The sequence below is a fragment of the Phycicoccus sp. Root563 genome, assembly GCF_001427915.1.
Classification (GTDB): domain Bacteria; phylum Actinomycetota; class Actinomycetes; order Actinomycetales; family Dermatophilaceae; genus Pedococcus.
The window spans coordinates 1507856-1524245 of the sequence record NZ_LMGM01000001.1 but is presented as its reverse complement, the minus strand read 5'-3'; the positions used below and the strand labels follow the sequence as shown (position 1 = coordinate 1524245).

The following is a 16390-nucleotide window of genomic DNA, read 5'->3' as shown; positions in this document are numbered from 1 at the left end:
ACCGGACCCCGGCCGTTCAGGCAACGTCCAGCGGGCTTTGACACACTGGAGGCATGAGCACGCAGCCCACCGCCCTCAGTCGCTCCCGCGCCGTCCTCGCGCTGGAGTACCCGATGTCCCTGGGCCGGTACGACACCTACGACAAGGCGCAGCGGGCGGTCGACTACCTGTCGGACCACGAGTTCCCGGTGCAGAACGTCCTCATCGTCGGCACCGACCTCAAGCAGCTCGAGAGGGTGACCGGACGCCTGACCCGCGGACGGGCTGCCCTCGGCGGGCTCATCTCCGGCGCCTGGCTCGGCCTGTTCGTCGGCGCGGCCTTCGCCCTGTTCGACAACCAGGGCCTGTCCGGCATCCTCGCGACGGTGGCCTTCGGCGCCTTGTTCGGCGTCGTGTGGAGCCTCCTCGGCTACCAGATCGCCCGGGGCCCGAGGGACTTCACCTCGGTCATGCAGGTCGTGGCCACGCAGTACGAGGTCCTCGTCGAGCACAAGTTCGCCGCCCAGGCCCGTGAGCTGCTCACCCAGATGGACCCGATGGCCGCTGCCCAGGCGCAGGCCCAGGCGAACCTCGATGCGGCTCGGCAGCAGCAGGCGCACCCGGGTCAGCAACCCCCGCCCGCCTGACGGAGCCACCCGGCACACCCGCAGCCGGTCCCCGGCGGCGCACCCGCAGCCGGTCCCTGGATGCGTGACCTCGGGGGATGGGCAGGACGGACGCCGGGTCGTACGCTGCCGGGATGAGCGAGCCCGCCGGTGACCGACCCGCCCTCGTCGACTTCGGTGACGACTTCTCCTCCGTCCTGTGCGTGGTCGCGCACCCGGACGACATCGAGTACGGCACCGCGGCAGCCGTGGCGAAGTGGACCGCGGCCGGCAAGACCGTCACCTACTTCCTGCTGACCCGCGGCGAGGCGGGGATCGACACGATGCACCCCGACCAGGCGGCCGGTGTCCGCGAGCAGGAGGAACGGGACGGCGCCGCGCTCGTGGGGGTGACCGAGGTCGACTTCGGCGACCACCGCGACGGGAACGTCGAGTACGGGCTCCCACTGCGCCGGGACATCGCCCGCGAGATCCGGCGCCGCAAGCCGGACGTGGTCGTCACCGGTCACTACGGGGACCGGTTCGTCCAGGGGATGCTCAACCAGGCCGACCACCGGGCCGTCGGGCTCGCCTGCGTCGACGCGGTGGCCGACGCCGGGAACCGCTGGATCTTCCCCGAGCTGGTCGACGAGGGGTTCGAACCCTGGAGCGTCAAGCGGCTCTGCTTCGGCGGCTCACCCACCCCCACCCACTTCGTCGACGTCACCGACCACGTCGAGCAGTCGGTGGCCTCGCTCGAGGCCCACGCGGCCTACAACGCGGCCCTGCCCGACACGTTCCCCAAGCCGGCCGAGCTGATCGGCATGATCCTCGGGTGGGGTGGTCAGGCGGCCGGCGTCGACAAGGCGCTGACCCTCGACGTGGTGGACCGTCGCTGAACGAGGCACGACACGTCGCGCCTCGCTCAGCGACTCAGCGACTCAGCGGGACTGGACCTCGGCGATCCAGGCCTCGACGTCCTGGGACGTGCGCGGCATGCCGGCGGACAGGTTCTCGTGGCCGTCGGCGGTCACCAGGACGTCGTCCTCGATGCGCACCCCGATGCCACGGAACCGCTCGGGTGCCTTGAGGTCGTCAGCCTTGAAGTAGAGCCCCGGCTCGACGGTGAGGACCATGCCGGGCACGAGCTCGGCGTCCATGTACTCCTCGCGCGTCGCGAGCGCGCAGTCGTGCACGTCGAGGCCGAGGTGGTGGCTGGTGCCGTGCACCATCCAGCGGCGGTGGTACTGACCGTGCTCCCTGTCGAGGGTCCCCTCGACGTCGACGCCCTCCGGCAGCAGACCCCAGGAGTGCAGGTGCTCGGCGATCACGCGGATCGCGGCGGCGTGCACGTCGGAGAACTTGTTGCCGGGCTTGACCGCTGCGAGGCCGGCCTCCTGCGCGGCATACACGGCGTCGTAGATCTCGCGCTGCGCGTCGGAGAAGGTGCCGTTGACGGGGAGCGTGCGGGTGATGTCGGCGGTGAAGAGGGAGTCCACCTCGACCCCTGCGTCGAGCAGGATGAGGTCGCCTTCGTTGATCTCCCCGGTGTTCTTGATCCAGTGCAGCGTGGTGGCGTGGTCGCCGGCGGCGCAGATGGAGTCGTAGCCGACACCGTTGCCCTCGTGCCGGGCGGTGAGGCCGAAGACGCCCTCGACCCAGCGCTCGCCGCGGCCGTTGGCCAGCGCCTCGGGCAGGTCGGCGATGACCGCCTCGAACCCGTGGTGGGTCGCCTCGACGGCCTTGCGCATCTCCTCGACCTCCCACTCGTCCTTGGTCAGGCGCAGGTGGGAGAGGAAGTGGGCGAGCTCGTCGTCGCTCTCGGTGAGCTCGTCCTGATCGGTGTTCTCCGAGGCGCGTGCGGCGTCGAGCTGGCGGGTGAGGTCGCGGTCGGCGTCACGCACGACGCGGACGGTCACCTCGCCCGAGTCCTTGACCGCGGCATCGGCGAACTCGTCGATGTGGCGGGCGGTGAGGCCGAGCTCGGTCTCGATGTCCTCGATGGTGGGGCGTGCGCCGACCCAGAACTCGCCGTACCTGGAGTCGGCGAAGAACTCGTCGCTGTCACGACCCGCGAGGGGACGGAAGTAGAGGATGGACTCGTGCGAGCCGTCGTCGCGGGGCTCGAGGACGAGGACGGCGTCCGGCTCCCGGTCACCGCCGAGGCCGGTCAGGTGGACGAACGCCGTGTGGGGCCGGAACACGTAGTCCGTGTCGTTGCTGCGCACCTTGAGGCCCCCGGCGGGGATGACCAGGCGGTCGCCCTCGTAGGCGGCGCTCACGGCGGCACGCCGGTCCGCGGCATACCGGGCGGCCTCGCTCAGCCCGGTGGCACCCGGGGTGCGAGGTGCCCAGTCCTCGGCGACGAACGCGCGGAACTCGTCGGTCGTCGGGCGGGCGCGGTTCTCCGGCTTGGTCTGCTCTTCGCTGCTCACGGCGCCATCGTGCCATGGAGGTATGACGTGTCGCAGCCCCCGGGGCGGGCCCTCAGCTCGGCGCGAGCAGCGCGAGCACGGCCTTCTCGATGGCGGCCTGACGGCGTTCGGGGCTGCGGAACCGGCTGGGGTCGACGTCGATCGTCGTGCCCGACTCGTAGCTGTCGAGGACGCGCGGGTCGATGTAGGAGTTCTTGGCGATGGTGGGGGTGTTGCCGAGGTAGCTGGCCACCTCCTCGACGGCGGCCTTGATGGCGCGCTTGCGTGAGGTCTTGGTGTCGCCGGGCTCGTTGCTGGAGCGGAGGGCGACCGCTGCCAGCACCGTCGCGTGCCACGTCCGGAAGTCCTTCGCGGTCATCTCGCCGCCGAGCAGCTCGGCGAGGTAGGCGTTCACCGTGGTGGCGTCGAGGTCGGACCACCGCTTCGCGTCCTGGTAGGCCAGCAGCCGCCTGCTCGCCGAGCGCCGCTTGCGCAGCCGGTCGAGTGCCTCCATCGCGGCCGTGTCGTCGATCTCGATGCAGTGCTCGATCCCCGACTTCCCCACGAAGCAGAACACGATGACGTCACCCTTGCGCGTGACGTGCTGGCGCTCCAGGGTCGTCAGCCCGAACGACCCGTTGTCCTCGGTGTACGCGTCGCTGCCGATGCGGAAGTAGCCCAGGTCGAGCAGCCGGACGGCCACGGCGGACGCCCGGCCGCGCGGCATACCCTCCAGCGCGAGGTCCGCGAGGACCCGCTTGCGCGCGGCCGGCAGGCGGGCGGCGGCGCCCAGGACGCGGTCGAACTTCGCGGCGTCCCGCTTGATCCGCCAGTCCGGGTGGTACAGGTACTGCCGACGGCCGGCCGCGTCGCTCCCGACGGCCTGGATGTGGCCGTTGGGGACGGGGCAGATCCAGACGTTCTCCCACGCTGGGGGGATGACAAGGGCGCGGATGCGTTCGACGTCGGCGGCGGGGAGACGGGCGCCGTCGGCGTCGAGGTAGACGAACCCCTTGCCGGCCCGGCGACGGGTCCAGCCACGGGAGGCGGGGGAGACGGTACGCAGGCGAGCCATGGTGGGACCCTAAGCCAAAAGCGCAGGTCAGGCCCCTTGGAGAGGGCGTATGGCGCGGCCGCGCTACAGGGTGCTGTCCGGCCCGCTGCGACGGGCCTCGTCGGCGGAGGCGTCGTCCGGCATGGTCTGGCTGACCCGTTCGGCCTCGACCCGGCCGAGGTAGATCGCGATCTCCTCCTGCGTGCGGGCCTCGTCCCAGCCGAGCACGGGTGCGACGAGGGCCGCTGCCACGGGTGCTGCCGAGACCCCGCGGTCCCAGGCCTCGATCGAGATGCGGGTGCGGCGGGTCAGGATGTCGGTGAGGTGGAGCGCTCCCTCGTGGGACGCGGCATACACGACCTCGGCCTGGAGGTGGTCCTCGGCGCCGTCGAGGGGTTGTCCCAGCTCCGGGCGCTCGGCGACGAGGGCGAGGACCTCCTGGGTGAGGACGCCGTAGCGCTGCAGCAGGTGCTCCACCCGGGCGACGTGCAGCCCGGCGTCGGCGGCGAGGGAGTGGCGCTGGTTCCAGATCGCGGCGTAGCCGACGGCCCCCACGAGGGGAACCGTGTCGGTCGTGGACGCGGGGACTCGTCGCGAGATCGCCTGTGCCGCTTCGTCCACGGCGTCCTTGGCCATCACGCGGTAGGTCGTGTACTTGCCTCCGGCGACGACGACGAGTCCGGGGGCGCTGTGGGCCACCACGTGCTCGCGGGACAGCTTGCTCGTGGACTCGGACTCGCCGGCGAGCAGTGGGCGCAGCCCGGCGTACACGCCTTCGACGTCCTCGTGGGTGAGCGGCGTCTGGAGGACGCGGTTGACGTGGTCGAGGATGTAGTCGATGTCGGCACGGGTGGCCGCGGGGTGCGCCTTGTCGAGTGCCCAGTCGGTGTCGGTGGTGCCGATGATCCAGTGCCGGCCCCACGGGATGACGAAGAGCACGGACTTCTCGGTGCGCAGGATCAGGCCGGTCGAGGAGTGGATGCGGTCCCGCGGCACGACGAGGTGGATGCCCTTCGAGGCGCGCACGTGGAACTGCCCGCGCTCGCCGACCATCGCCTGGGTGTCGTCGGTCCAGACACCCGTCGCGTTGACGATCTGCCGGGCGTTGATGACGAACTCCTCGTCGGTGAGCTTGTCGATCGCCCGGACCCCGGTGACGCGCTCACCCTGGCGCAGGAACCCGATGGCGGCGACACGGTTGGCGACGTGGGCGCCGTAGTGGGCGGCGGTCCGGGCCAGTTCCATCGTGTGGCGGGCGTCGTCGACCTGGGCGTCGTAGTACTGCACGGCGCCGGTGAGGGCGTCGTTGCGCAGGCTGGGCATGAGCCGCAGCGCCTGGCGGCGGGTGAGGTGGCGGTGGTGGGGCAGCCCGGCGCCGCCGCTGGCCGCCATGGCCATCGCGTCGTAGAGCGCGATGCCCGAGCCGACGTAGGCGCGTTCCCAGCCGTGGTGGGTGAGGGGGTAGAGGAACGGGACCGGGCGCACGAGGTGCGGCGCGAGGCGGGTGAGCAGCAGGCCGCGTTCGTGCAGGGCCTCCCGGACCAGCGCGAAGTCGAGCATCTCGAGGTAGCGCAGGCCGCCGTGGATGAGCTTGCTCGACCGTGACGACGTGCCGCTGGCGAAGTCGCGCTGCTCGATCAGGCCTGTCGACAGGCCCCGCGTCACGGCGTCGAGGGCGGTGCCGCTGCCGACGACCCCGCCGCCGATGACGAGCAGCTCGAGCTCCTCGCCGGACTTGAGGGCCTCGATGGCGCGCTGGCGGGACTGCGGCGAGAGCCCTGTGGTCCGGGCGTTCCCGGTCGTCCCGGTGGCGGTTCCCGTGGTCATTGCCCTACCCCTCGTCGACGTCCACCCAGTCCAGGGTGCGTTCCACGGCCTTGCGCCACCCGGCATACCCGTCGGTGCGCTGCTCGTCGCTCCAGGTCGGCGACCATCGCTGGGACTCCTGCCAGTTGGCGCGCAGCTCCTCGGTGCCGGACCAGAAGCCAGTGGCCAGACCTGCAGCGTAGGCCGCGCCCAGGGCGGTGGTTTCGGCGACCACCGGGCGTGAGACGGGCACGCCCAGAATGTCCGCTTGCAGCTGCATGCAGAGGCCGTTGGCGGTGACGCCGCCGTCGACCTTGAGCACCTCGAGCTCGACGCCGGAGTCCTTGGTCATCGCGTCCGCGACGTCGCGGCTCTGGTAGCAGATCGCCTCGAGGGTGGCCCGGGCCAGGTGGGCCCCGGTGTTGAAGCGGGACATGCCGACGATGGCGCCGCGGGCGTCGGGGCGCCAGTAGGGCGCGAACAGGCCGGAGAAGGCAGGGACGAAGTAGAGGCCGCCGGTGTCCTGCACGGACCGGGCGAGGCGCTCGACGTCGCCGGCCCCGGAGATGATCCCGAGCTGGTCGCGCAGCCACTGGACGGCCGAGCCGGTGACGGCGATGGACCCCTCGAGCGCGTAGACCGGCTTGGCGTCGCCGAACTGGTAGGCGACCGTCGTCAGCAGCCCGGACTCGCTGCGGACGATCTCCTCACCGGTGTTGAGCAGCATGAAGTTGCCGGTGCCGTAGGTGTTCTTCGCCTCGCCGGGGCTGAAGCAGACCTGGCCGACGGTGGCCGCGTGCTGGTCACCGAGGTCGCCGGCGAGCGGGACTTCCCCACCCAGGGGGCCACCGGGGCGGGTGGTGCCGTAGAACGCCGGGTCGGAGCTCGGCCGGATCTCGGGGAGCATCGAGCGCGGGATGTCGAAGAAGGACAGCAGCTCGTCGTCCCAGTCGAGGGTCCGCAGGTCCATGAGCATGGTGCGGCTGGCGTTGGTCACGTCGGTGACGTGGACGCCGCCGTCGGTGCCGCCAGTGAGGTTCCACAGCAGCCAGGTGTCGATGGTGCCGAAGACCGCGTCGCCGTCGTCGGCCGCCTTGCGTGCGCCGTCGACGTTCTCGAGGATCCACTGGACCTTGCCCGCGGCGAAGTAGGCGGCCGGCGGGATGCCCGCGCGCTCGCGGATGACCTCGCCCTTCCCCGACTGGTCGAGCGCCCGGGCGATCTTGTCGGTGCGGGTGTCCTGCCAGACGATCGCGTTGTACAGGGGGCGACCGGTGCGGCGGTTCCACACGACCGTGGTCTCGCGCTGATTGGTGATGCCGAGGGCGGACAGGTCGCTGGCCTGCAGGTCGAGGTGGGCCAGGGCGGACGCGATCACGGTCTGGGTGCGTTCCCAGACCTCCAGCGGGCTGTGCTCGACCCACCCGGCGCGCGGCATGATCTGCTCGTGCTCGAGCTGACGGCGGCCCACCTCGGCCCCCGAGTGGTCGAACACCATGAACCGTGTGCTCGTCGTCCCCTGGTCCACCGCGCCAACGAAATCGGCCATGCCCAGACCCTAGCGGTGCAGTGACCGACCCGACGGGGGCTGTTCGGGACCCGATCCGCGCTCAGTGAGCGCGAACGGTCGGCAAGGCTGGGCCTTTGCGACAGTTGGTGCTCACTGAGTGACGGAGGGCTCAGCCCTCGGGCGCGGGGGTGGGGGCCGGCTCGGGGGTGGGGGCCGGCTCGGGGGTGGGGGTCGGCGCGGGGGTGGGGGTCGGCGCGGGGGTGGGGGTCGGCGCGGGCTCGACCAGCTCGGGGCGGCCGGGCTGCTCACCACCGCGGGCAGCGAGATAGCTCTCCTTGGGCACCATGACCTTGCGGCGGAAGATGCAGACCAGCGTGCCGTCCTGGTTGTAGCCCTTGGTCTCGACGTGGACCACTCCGCGGTCGTCCTTGGACCTGCTCTCCCACTTGTCCAGGACCTCGGTCTGGCCGTAGATCGTGTCGCCGTGGAACGTCGGTGCGACGTGGCGCAGCGACTCGACCTCGAGGTTGGCGATGGCCTTGCCCGAGACGTCGGGGACGGACATGCCCAGCAGCAACGAGTAGATGTAGTTGCCGACCACCACGTTCTTCTTGAACTGCGTCGTGTTCTCCGCGTAGTTCGAGTCGAGGTGGAGCGGGTGGTGGTTCATGGTCAGGAGGCAGAACAGGTGGTCGTCGTACTCGGTCACCGTCTTGCCTGGCCAGTGCTTGTAGACCGCGCCGACCTCGAACTCCTCGTAGCTGCGTCCGAATTGCATGGTGGCCATCCTGCCGATCGGGGACCGACGGCGACACCGGTATGCCGCGTGGGTTCCCTCACAGCGCGCGCGCACGTCGGGTGGGCACGTGGAGAAAGATCCTGAGCGAAATGTCGAGTACGCCGGGCTCCGGGCGTCATGGTGGTGACCGGGCCGCACGGCCACCAGCACCCAGACAGGGAGCCCCACATGAAGTACGTCATCCTCATCCACTCCAACCCCCAGCCCTGGGGTCACCCGACGGCCGACTTCCTGGCCGAGCACCAGGCGATGCCGGCAGCCGAGCGGGAGCGGCTCAACGCGGACTTCGAGGCGGTCATGCAGGACCTGTCCGAACGCGGCGAGCTGGTCGGCGGCCAGGCCCTGGGCGATCCGCGGGAGGCGACCCTGGTGCGGTTCGAGGGTGGCCGGCGCAAGGTGACCGAAGGTCCCTACGCCGAGACGACCGAGCACTTCGCGGGGTTCTTCCTCATCGACGTCGCCGACCGGGCACGGGCTGAGGAGGTCGTGCTGAAGTTCGCAGGACCCGGGGAGACCGTCGAGCTGCGCCCCGTCGCCGAGTAGCCCAGCTGGAGGGGGCGGCCACCGGGCGGGAGGACCCGGTGGCTGCCCCTACCCTTGGGGCGTGCTCATCGACCTCCACACCCACTCCTCGGCGAGTGACGGCACCCAGCCGTCCGCCGACGTGGTCCGGTCGGCCGCACTGGCCGGACTGGACGTGGTGGCCCTGACCGACCACGACACGTATGCCGGGTGGCCGGCCGCCGTCGACGCCGCCCTCGAGGTCGGGGTCGGCCTGGTCCGGGGCGTGGAGATCAGCTGCCAGCACCGGGGCATCAGCGTCCACCTGCTCGGCTACCTCGTCGACCCGGACCACCCCGAGCTGCGCGCCGAGCTGGCCCACGCCAAGGACTCCCGCGAGACCCGGGTTGCACGCATGGTGCACGCCATGGCGGCCGACGGCATACCGGTCACGCTCGAGCAGGTGCGCGGGCTCGCCGGTGACGGTGCCACCCTGGGCCGGCCGCACATCGCCGACGCCCTCGTCGACAGCGGCGTGATCCGCACCCGCGACGAGGCGTTCGAGGACCTGCTGCGCAACGGAAGCCGCTACTACGCCTCGCACTACGCGCCCGACCCGGTGCGCGCCGTCGAGCTCGTCCGGGCGGCGGGCGGGGTGCCGGTCATGGCGCACCCGTTCGCCAACGGTCGCGGCTGGACGGTCGGCGACGAGGTCATCGAGTCGATGGCCCGGGCCGGGCTGGGTGGGCTCGAGGCCGACCACCGTGACCACACCCCGCGGGAGAAGGCGCACGCCGTCGACCTCGCCGCGCAGCTGGGACTGTTCACGACCGGCTCGAGCGACTACCACGGCACCGGCAAGCAGAACGTGCTCGGCGAGAACACCACGGACCCCCTGGTGCTCGCCGAGATCGAGGACCAGGCACGGAGCGACATCGAGGTGGTCAGGCCGTGAACGACATCGTCGACCTGCAGGTCCTGGGCTCGGTCTTCGTCACCCTGCTCGTGATCATGGACCCGCCGGGCGCCCTGCCGATCTTCCTGGCCCTCACCGGCACCCTGACGCAGAAGCAGAAGATCGCCGCCGCCCGTCGCGCCTCGCTCGTGGCGCTGGGCGTCATCGTGCTGTTCGCGGTGTTCGGGCAGCAGATCCTCACCTACCTGCACATCTCGCTGCCGGCGCTGCAGGGGGCCGGTGGCCTGCTGCTGCTCCTCGTGGCCCTGCAGCTGCTCACCGGTTCGGAGCAGGAGCAGCACGCGGACGCAGGCGTGAACGTCGCCCTGGTGCCGCTCGGCACCCCGCTGCTCGCCGGACCGGGGGCGATCGTCGCCACGATGCTCCAGGTCAAGCGTGCCGACGGCCTCAGCCAGTACGTCGCGGTGGCGCTGGGGCTGATGGCCACGATGTTCGTCGTGTGGCTGTTCTTCCGGTTCGCGGGGCAGGTCCACCGGGTGCTCAAGGACAGTGGCACGGTCCTCATCACGCGCATCGCAGGGCTGCTCCTGTCCGCGATCGCCGTCCAGATGGTCGCGGACAGCATCCGGGCCTTCGTCAGTGGCAGCGCCTAACGTGGCGGGCATGCAGCAGGGGAGTCCCGCGGGGCCGGCGTCGGCCGCCCGGTCCGCGTTCGTGCAGGAGTCGTTCGGCGGTATGCCGCGGCGCCTGTTCCGCGCCAGCCCGAGCCGCCTGCTCGCGTGGGTCGACTGCCCGCGCCGGTACCGCATGCAGTACCTCGACCGACCCTCCCCGCCCCAGCGCGCCCAGCGGGCGCACACCTCGGTGGGCACGGCGGTGCACAACGCCCTGCGCGACTGGTGGGACCTCGCCCCGGAGCAGCGCACCCCGGAGGCCGGTGCCGAGCTCGTGCGGACCTCGTGGATCGAGGCGGGCTTCCGCGACGCCGACCAGTCGCTGGAGTGGCGCCAGCGGGCGCAGGGGCAGGTGCGCACCTACCTCTCCGACGTCGACCCCGTCGACCAGCCGCTGGGCATCGAGCGCACCGTGTCGCTCAAGACCGAGGAGCTGGCCCTCCAGGGCCGCATCGACCGGCTCGACGACCGCGGCAGCGAGCTGGCGGTCGTCGACTACAAGACGAGCCGGTGGGAGCCCACCGACGACGACGCGCGCACCTCGCTCCCGCTCGCCCTGTATGCCGCGGCGGCGTGGAAGATGTTCCGCCGCCGCTGCGTCCGGGTCGAGCTGCACCACCTGCCCAGCGGCGCAGTGGCCACGCACGAGCACAGCGGTGAGTCGCTGCAGCGCAAGATCGCGGAGGCCGAGTCCATCGCACGCGAAGCCCGTCGCGCCGAGGACGACTATGCGCAGTTCGGCGTCGACTCGGGACGGTTCCCCGCCACGGTGGGGCCGCTGTGCCAGTGGTGCGACTTCAGGGCGCACTGCCCGGCCGGCCAGGCGTTCGGGCCGGAGAAGTCGAGCTGGGCCGCCCTCGAGGACCCCGCTCGACCGGCGGCACCGTCCTCGGGCACCGGCACCTGACCGCCTCGTCGAGGGCTGGTCTCAGAAGTTCCAGCGGATGCCGACGCGTCCGGGCCCGACCCGGTGCACCACGTGCTGGACGCTGGTGGAGTCGCCGAGGTCGATCAGGGACGAGGTGGTCATCCCGTCGAGCACGCTGTAGGTCTCGACGGTGACGGGCAGCCTGGCCGGGTGGAACCGCACCCAGATCATCAGCTCGGTGACCCTGTGCAGGAGGAAGTACTCGATCGACTGCTCGGGGTCGAGGTCGCGGGGGAGCACGACCTGGTGCTCGGCCGCTGCGGTCTCGTCGACGCGCAGGGGCCGGTCGAGGATGATCTCGGCGGCGAACACGCCGTCGGCGTCGTGGGAGATCGTACGCCCGACGCGGCAGCCGCTGACCGCCCGGAACTCGGCCCGTTCGCCGCTCGGCTGGTCGGTCGCGAGGAGGGCAGGGATGCGCTGGGCGCCGTCGCGCATGGCACGGACGACGTTGCGGATGGTCCGCACGCGCTGAACGCCGTGGGCGTCGACGTCGAGGGTGTCGTGCACCGTGAGGTCGACGAGCTCGAGGGTGTCGCCGAACCCCAGCTGCTCCATCGCCTGGGTCGCGAGCGGGATCTCGACCGGGAGGTCGGCGGCGCGGGGCAGCTCGCGGGGCGGACCGGGCCGGCGTCGAGGGCCGAGCTTGCTCAGGAGGTGGCCGCGCGGAACCCCGAGGATCTCCTCGAGGTGGGCGACGGCTTCCAGCGAGCCGACCCGCTGGGGCTGGCTGCGCCCGGACTGCCAGTAGCTGAGGGTCGCGATGCTGACGGGGGTGCCGCGCTCGTCGAGGCGGCGACGCAACGACTCCAGGCTGCGTCCGCTGCGCTTGACGGCCGTGCGGAGGGCTGCAGGGAAGGTGGCATCGTCGAGTCCCTGGGGGCCCCCCTGGCCCCGGTGTTGCGGCGTCGCCACAGCCAAACCTCTCCTGTCGGCACGTCCGCGCCGCCCTTTGCGTAGCCCTGCGCTACGCCCAACACGATAAGCGTTCAACTATCTCTTCGCGCGGGGACCGGACAATCCCTGTCCGTACGGCCGCCGCATCGTCACCGTTCGTACCTGACAGACTGGCGCCCCCGGCACACCCACCTCGCACGGAAGGGCCCTCCCGTTGGCCAGAGCTCGCACCCGGCCCGCAGCCATCGTCTCGGTGGCCAACCAGAAGGGCGGCGTCGCGAAGACGACGTCGGTCGCCTCCCTCGGGGCGGCGTTCGCCGAGCAGGGCAAGCGCGTGCTGCTGGTCGACCTCGACGCCCAGGCGTGCCTCACGTTCAGCCTCGGTGTGGACCCCGACGAGGTCGAGGCCTCCGTCAACGAGGTGCTCCTGGGCAAGGCGACCATCGCCGACGTCCGGGTCGCCTGCGACGACGGTGTCGACCTGGTGCCCAGCGTGATCGACCTCGCGGGCGCCGAGGCCCAGCTGCTCCCGCGACCCGGACGCGAGTACGTGCTGCGCACCGCCCTCGAGGACGTGCGCGGCGACTACGACGTCATCCTGCTCGACTGCTCACCCAGCCTGGGGGTCCTCACGCTGAACGCCCTGACCGCGAGCCAGGGGCTGGTCATCCCGATGCCGTGCGAGATGCTCAGCCACCGCGGGGTCGGCCAGCTGCTCGACACCGTCGCCGACGTGCAGAAGATCCTCAACAAGGACCTGCGGGTCCTCGGGATCCTGCCCACGATGTTCGACGGCCGCAGCAACCACGCCCAGGAGGTGCTCGCCGACGTCGGCCAGCGCTACGACCTGCCGGTCCTGAGCCCGCCCATCCCGAAGACGGTGCGGTTCGCCGAGGCGCCGGCGGTGGGCCGCAGCATCCTGGCTACCTCCCGCACGTCCAAGGGGGCCAAGGCCTACCGTGAGGTCGCGAAGGCGCTCGCGAAGCAGCTCGCCACGCTCTGAGGTGGCGTGCGTTGCCTGTGAGACGCCTGTGACGCGGCTACCGCACCTCAACCGAACGGACGACCCCCTACTGAGCCGATCGGGCCGGAAACGGCGCCGTCGGCGTGTCGGAAGGTATGGAACTGGCAAAGAGGTCGTGACCGCTGGTTGATGCGCTGCGACGATCTCTGCATCCGCCACGGAGCACGACCAGACCCCCTGCTGGTCGTCGAGCGCGGCGCAGATCCGAGGAGTCCCCCAATGTCGTCCACCCCCCAGCCGACATCCACCACCCGCTCGACCGGCGCCCACGCCGGACCGCTGCAGACCATCCTCGCGGCGATCGCCGTGTGCGTCCTCTACTGGTCCGTGGGCATCAACGACACCTCCGACGCCACCACGGGCTCGGGCGCCCCGGCGGTCCAGCTCCAGCAGGTCGGGAACTCCACGTCGGCGCAGTCCGCCGTCCCCGCCGCATACCGGGTTTCCGGGCAGTCGCGGTAGCTCGTCCGAAGCATTCTCCCCGGCGTTCGCGGCGCGGTCGCGCACCAGCCCCGCCGGCGGGCTCGGAATAGTCACGTCCGCGAGGGACTTGTCCCTTGACGGTGACTGACCCCGACCCCCCAAGGAGAATCATGTCCCGCACTGCAGCACTGTCCGCCGCGTCCGCCGGAGCCGCCCTCGAGGCGACCACGATCGAGCGCCGCGAGCTGCGCGATGACGACATCGTCATCGACATCGCATTTGCCGGAATCTGCCACAGCGACATCCACCAGGTCCGTGAGGAGTGGGGGAGCGCCATCTTCCCGATGGTGCCCGGCCACGAGATCGCCGGAGTCGTCTCCGAGGTCGGTGGCGGCGTGACCCGTTACAAGGTCGGCGACCGCGTCGGCGTCGGCTGCATGGTCGACTCCTGTGGCGAGTGTGAGTACTGCAAGGACGGCCAGGAGCAGTTCTGCCTCAAGGGTGCCGTCATGACGTACAACGGCACCGGCTACGACGGCGAGAAGACCATGGGCGGCTACGCGCAGTCCGTCGTCGTGAGCGAGCGCTTCGCCGTCCGCATCCCCGACGCCCTCGAGCTCGACGTCGCCGCACCGCTCCTGTGCGCCGGTATTACGACGTTCAACCCGCTCAAGCGCTGGGGCGCAGGGCCCGGCAAGAAGGTCGCCGTCGTCGGCCTCGGTGGCCTCGGCCACCTCGGCGTGAAGTTCGCCGCCGCCCTCGGCGCCGAGGTCACCGTGCTGAGCCAGACGACCTCCAAGGAGGCCGACAGCAAGGCCTTCGGCGCTGTGGCCCACTACGCCACCAAGGACCCGGAGACCTTCGAGAAGCTGCGCGGCTCGTTCGACCTCATCCTCAACACGGTGAGCGCGAACCTGCCGTTCGACGACTACCTGTCGCTGCTCAAGGCGAACGGCGCCATGGTCAACGTGGGCGCCCCGAGCGACCCGAGCACCTTCGTGGCGTTCTCGCTCATCGGTGGCAGCAAGGCACTGGCCGGCTCCAACATCGGCGGGATCCCGCAGACCCAGGAGATGCTCGACTTCGCGGCCGAGCACGGCATCGCCGCCGAGATCGAGACGATCGACGCCAGCAAGGTCAACGAGGCCTACGACCGCGTCGTGAACTCCGACGTGCGCTACCGCTTCGTCATCGACACGGCGACCATCGGCGCCTGACACCCCGCCCGACGCGCGGCGCGCCACGCGTCCCGCACGGCGAGCCTTCAGCCCCTGGCCCAGTACCGGACCAGGGGCTGAAGTGCGTCCTGGACCGCGCGGGTCTGCCCTTGGCTGTCCGTGTCCAGAGCGCTGACCGAGGGCGCCTGGCCCTCGGCGAGGTCGACGAGCCCGGTGACCGACGTCCCGGGGACCGGCAGGAGCAGGAGCACGGTGGGATGGGCCGACCCCAGGTCCGCCCGGCGGGCCCGGACGACGTCCAGCAGGGGCCGCCAGCTCGCCTCGCGCAGGGGGAGCCGGACGAGCAGGGTCTGGGTGGTCGGGCGACGTCCGTGCTCGTCGGCCTCCGCCCAGTGGACGCAGGTCGCACCGCTCGCGCCCGCGCGCAGGGCGGCAAGGTAGTTGGCGGCCTTGCCGAGCCGTCCGGGCGGGCCCGTGTACGCGAGGTTGAGGCCGTGGCCCACGTCGGGGCAGTCGACCTCGGGGTCGGGGGCGAGGGCGTCGTCGCGGTCGTAGTCGGGAGGCGCGGGTGAGGTGTGCAGCTCCACCTGCTCGACAGCCTCCGGCAGGGCCGCGAGGACCCGTGGGAACGAGACGTCGGGAGTGACCCGCAGGTCGGCGGTGACGGGACGCCTGGTGTCGGAGGTGCCGGGGTCCACGGTGACTGCCACGGCTCCTGAGTCCCGCCGCAGCTGGGCCGCCGCGGAGGTGGCCCACGCCTGCTCGTCCATGGTGACCGGACCGACAGGGCCTTCGACGACCTCACCGAACCGGCTCAGGCCGAAACCCGACCGGTGCAGGGCGTCGACGTCCTCGGCCACCAGACCAGGGCCCGGGAGCCTGATCACGCTCCGGCGGTCCGTGCTCGGTGTCCCGGAGACCGTGAGCGTGACTGCTCGGGCCGGGGCCAGTCGCACCGCCAGGGCGAAGGCCCGCCGGTCCGACGCACTGACGGTGCCGCCGTCGAGGACCCGTACCTCGTGGCCCTCGGGGTCGCGGACCGCGACGGATGGGGGTCCGTTGACCCACGACTCGTCCGGGTGCGGCACGGCGCCGGCCAGGGTCGTCACAGCGGCAGGCAGGTCGGAGCCGGTCTCCACGGTGGCGGTGAAGGGCGCGGACCCCGATCGCACGGCGATCTGAACCGCGACGACACCAGGCAGGTCACGCATCGCGCCGAGCACCCGCAGGGTCGTGGCATTGGTACCCGGGCGCGCACCGACGAGCACCACGTCCCGGCCCTGCCGCAGCTCCACGGCTGGACCGCTCAGGGACGGGTGGGCGGCGGCATACGCGACGATGGCGCGAGCCAGGCGGTCGACGACCGCGACGTCGAGCGGCACGGCCACCACGGCACGGTCGGTGGGCTCGAACACCCGGCCGGCCACCCCGGCGACGCCGAGGGCCACGGCCCGGGCGGGTTCGTCGACGGACACGACGTCGGGCTGGTCACGCAGCCAGGACCGGAAGCGCTCCTGCTCGCTCGGCCGCAGCACCGCGACCACGACCGCGACGACCGCGACCGCGGCCACCAGCAGGATCGCGACGGTCCGGCGCCCGGAACGGTGCATGAAGTCCCCCACGACGTGAGGATGGCACCAGTGCCCACGGGTATGGCGCCGACGTGACCGATTCGCAACGCG

16 protein-coding genes are annotated in these 16390 nt (G+C 71.5%); 9 read left to right on the top strand and 7 right to left on the bottom strand.

Annotated elements, in window-relative coordinates:
• Positions 1 to 53: 53 nt before the first annotated feature.
• Both ASD62_RS07140 and ASD62_RS07135 read left to right on the top strand, forming a co-directional pair.
• Complete coding sequence (locus tag ASD62_RS07140; protein WP_056915366.1) at positions 54 to 626, top strand: general stress protein; 573 nt, start codon at positions 54 to 56, stop codon at positions 624 to 626.
• 113 nt (positions 627 to 739) lie between these two features.
• A complete protein-coding gene (locus ASD62_RS07135; protein WP_056917226.1) occupies positions 740 to 1483 on the top strand; it encodes a PIG-L deacetylase family protein in 744 nt (247 codons plus the stop codon).
• A gap of 42 nt (positions 1484 to 1525) precedes the next feature.
• Here ASD62_RS07135 and ASD62_RS07130 read toward each other — a convergent pair whose 3' ends face one another.
• From ASD62_RS07130 to ASD62_RS07110, 5 genes are all read right to left on the bottom strand, one after another.
• On the bottom strand, positions 1526 to 3019 hold the full coding sequence (locus tag ASD62_RS07130; protein ID WP_056915365.1) for an aminopeptidase P family protein: 1494 nt from the start codon (positions 3017 to 3019) through the stop codon (positions 1526 to 1528).
• 52 nt (positions 3020 to 3071) lie between these two features.
• Positions 3072 to 4073 (bottom strand): DNA topoisomerase IB, encoded by a 1002-nt coding sequence (locus ASD62_RS07125; RefSeq protein ID WP_056915364.1) that lies wholly within the window; start codon positions 4071 to 4073, stop codon positions 3072 to 3074.
• 63 nt (positions 4074 to 4136) lie between these two features.
• Complete coding sequence (locus tag ASD62_RS07120; protein WP_056915363.1) at positions 4137 to 5879, bottom strand: glycerol-3-phosphate dehydrogenase/oxidase; 1743 nt, start codon at positions 5877 to 5879, stop codon at positions 4137 to 4139.
• A 4-nt stretch (positions 5880 to 5883) separates the two neighbouring features.
• Positions 5884 to 7407, bottom strand: a complete 1524-nt coding sequence (gene glpK / locus ASD62_RS07115) for a glycerol kinase GlpK (RefSeq protein ID WP_056915362.1) — start codon at positions 7405 to 7407, stop codon at positions 5884 to 5886.
• Positions 7408 to 7537: 130 nt separating this feature from the next.
• Positions 7538 to 8155 carry a MaoC family dehydratase gene (locus ASD62_RS07110; RefSeq protein WP_369818757.1) on the bottom strand — a complete coding sequence of 206 codons (618 nt, stop codon included), beginning with the start codon at positions 8153 to 8155 and terminating at the stop codon, positions 7538 to 7540.
• Between the two features lie 180 nt (positions 8156 to 8335).
• On the opposite strand from ASD62_RS07110, the gene ASD62_RS07105 reads away from it, so the two are divergent.
• The 4 genes from ASD62_RS07105 to ASD62_RS07090 all read left to right on the top strand — a co-directional run bounded on the left by ASD62_RS07105 (position 8336) and on the right by ASD62_RS07090 (position 11165).
• Positions 8336 to 8710 carry a YciI family protein gene (locus tag ASD62_RS07105; RefSeq protein WP_056915361.1) on the top strand — a complete coding sequence of 125 codons (375 nt, stop codon included), beginning with the start codon at positions 8336 to 8338 and terminating at the stop codon, positions 8708 to 8710.
• A 61-nt stretch (positions 8711 to 8771) separates the two neighbouring features.
• Positions 8772 to 9623, top strand: a complete 852-nt coding sequence (locus tag ASD62_RS07100; RefSeq protein WP_056915360.1) for a PHP domain-containing protein — start codon at positions 8772 to 8774, stop codon at positions 9621 to 9623.
• Positions 9620 to 10237, top strand: coding sequence for a MarC family protein (locus ASD62_RS07095; protein ID WP_056915359.1), 618 nt, complete (start codon positions 9620 to 9622; stop codon positions 10235 to 10237). The genes ASD62_RS07100 and ASD62_RS07095 overlap by 4 nt, the downstream gene beginning before the upstream one ends.
• Positions 10238 to 10247: 10 nt before the next feature.
• Positions 10248 to 11165: a PD-(D/E)XK nuclease family protein gene (locus tag ASD62_RS07090; RefSeq protein WP_235530655.1), complete on the top strand. Its 918-nt coding sequence runs from the start codon at positions 10248 to 10250 to the stop codon at positions 11163 to 11165.
• Positions 11166 to 11186: 21 nt separating this feature from the next.
• Here the strand turns inward: ASD62_RS07090 and ASD62_RS07085 are convergent, their stop codons facing one another.
• Entirely contained in the window at positions 11187 to 12101 is a 915-nt protein-coding gene (locus ASD62_RS07085; protein WP_056915358.1) for a hypothetical protein, read from the bottom strand.
• 196 nt (positions 12102 to 12297) lie between these two features.
• Between ASD62_RS07085 and ASD62_RS07080 the strand changes: the two genes are divergently transcribed.
• The 3 genes from ASD62_RS07080 to ASD62_RS07070 all read left to right on the top strand — a co-directional run bounded on the left by ASD62_RS07080 (position 12298) and on the right by ASD62_RS07070 (position 14747).
• Positions 12298 to 13086 carry a ParA family protein gene (locus ASD62_RS07080; protein ID WP_056915357.1) on the top strand — a complete coding sequence of 263 codons (789 nt, stop codon included), beginning with the start codon at positions 12298 to 12300 and terminating at the stop codon, positions 13084 to 13086.
• 240 nt (positions 13087 to 13326) lie between these two features.
• A complete protein-coding gene (locus ASD62_RS07075; protein WP_056915356.1) occupies positions 13327 to 13569 on the top strand; it encodes a hypothetical protein in 243 nt (80 codons plus the stop codon).
• Positions 13570 to 13700: 131 nt separating this feature from the next.
• Entirely contained in the window at positions 13701 to 14747 is a 1047-nt protein-coding gene (locus ASD62_RS07070; protein ID WP_056915355.1) for an NAD(P)-dependent alcohol dehydrogenase, read from the top strand.
• A 47-nt stretch (positions 14748 to 14794) separates the two neighbouring features.
• Here the strand turns inward: ASD62_RS07070 and ASD62_RS07065 are convergent, their stop codons facing one another.
• A complete protein-coding gene (locus ASD62_RS07065; protein ID WP_056915354.1) occupies positions 14795 to 16330 on the bottom strand; it encodes a hypothetical protein in 1536 nt (511 codons plus the stop codon).
• Positions 16331 to 16390 lie beyond the last annotated feature (60 nt).

What these genes read in the sequence shown, in the direction of transcription:
- ASD62_RS07070 (WP_056915355.1), top strand. Translation starts at nt 13,701, where the DNA reads ATGTCCCGCACTGCAGCACTGTCCGCCGCGTCCGCCGGAGCCGCCCTC.
- ASD62_RS07125 (WP_056915364.1), bottom strand. Translation starts at nt 4,073, where the DNA reads ATGGCTCGCCTGCGTACCGTCTCCCCCGCCTCCCGTGGCTGGACCCGT.
- ASD62_RS07120 (WP_056915363.1), bottom strand. Translation starts at nt 5,879, where the DNA reads ATGACCACGGGAACCGCCACCGGGACGACCGGGAACGCCCGGACCACA.
- ASD62_RS07110 (WP_369818757.1), bottom strand. Translation starts at nt 8,155, where the DNA reads ATGGCCACCATGCAATTCGGACGCAGCTACGAGGAGTTCGAGGTCGGC.
- ASD62_RS07105 (WP_056915361.1), top strand. Translation starts at nt 8,336, where the DNA reads ATGAAGTACGTCATCCTCATCCACTCCAACCCCCAGCCCTGGGGTCAC.
- ASD62_RS07140 (WP_056915366.1), top strand. Translation starts at nt 54, where the DNA reads ATGAGCACGCAGCCCACCGCCCTCAGTCGCTCCCGCGCCGTCCTCGCG.
- ASD62_RS07090 (WP_235530655.1), top strand. Translation starts at nt 10,248, where the DNA reads ATGCAGCAGGGGAGTCCCGCGGGGCCGGCGTCGGCCGCCCGGTCCGCG.
- glpK (WP_056915362.1), bottom strand. Translation starts at nt 7,407, where the DNA reads ATGGCCGATTTCGTTGGCGCGGTGGACCAGGGGACGACGAGCACACGG.
- ASD62_RS07075 (WP_056915356.1), top strand. Translation starts at nt 13,327, where the DNA reads ATGTCGTCCACCCCCCAGCCGACATCCACCACCCGCTCGACCGGCGCC.
- ASD62_RS07135 (WP_056917226.1), top strand. Translation starts at nt 740, where the DNA reads ATGAGCGAGCCCGCCGGTGACCGACCCGCCCTCGTCGACTTCGGTGAC.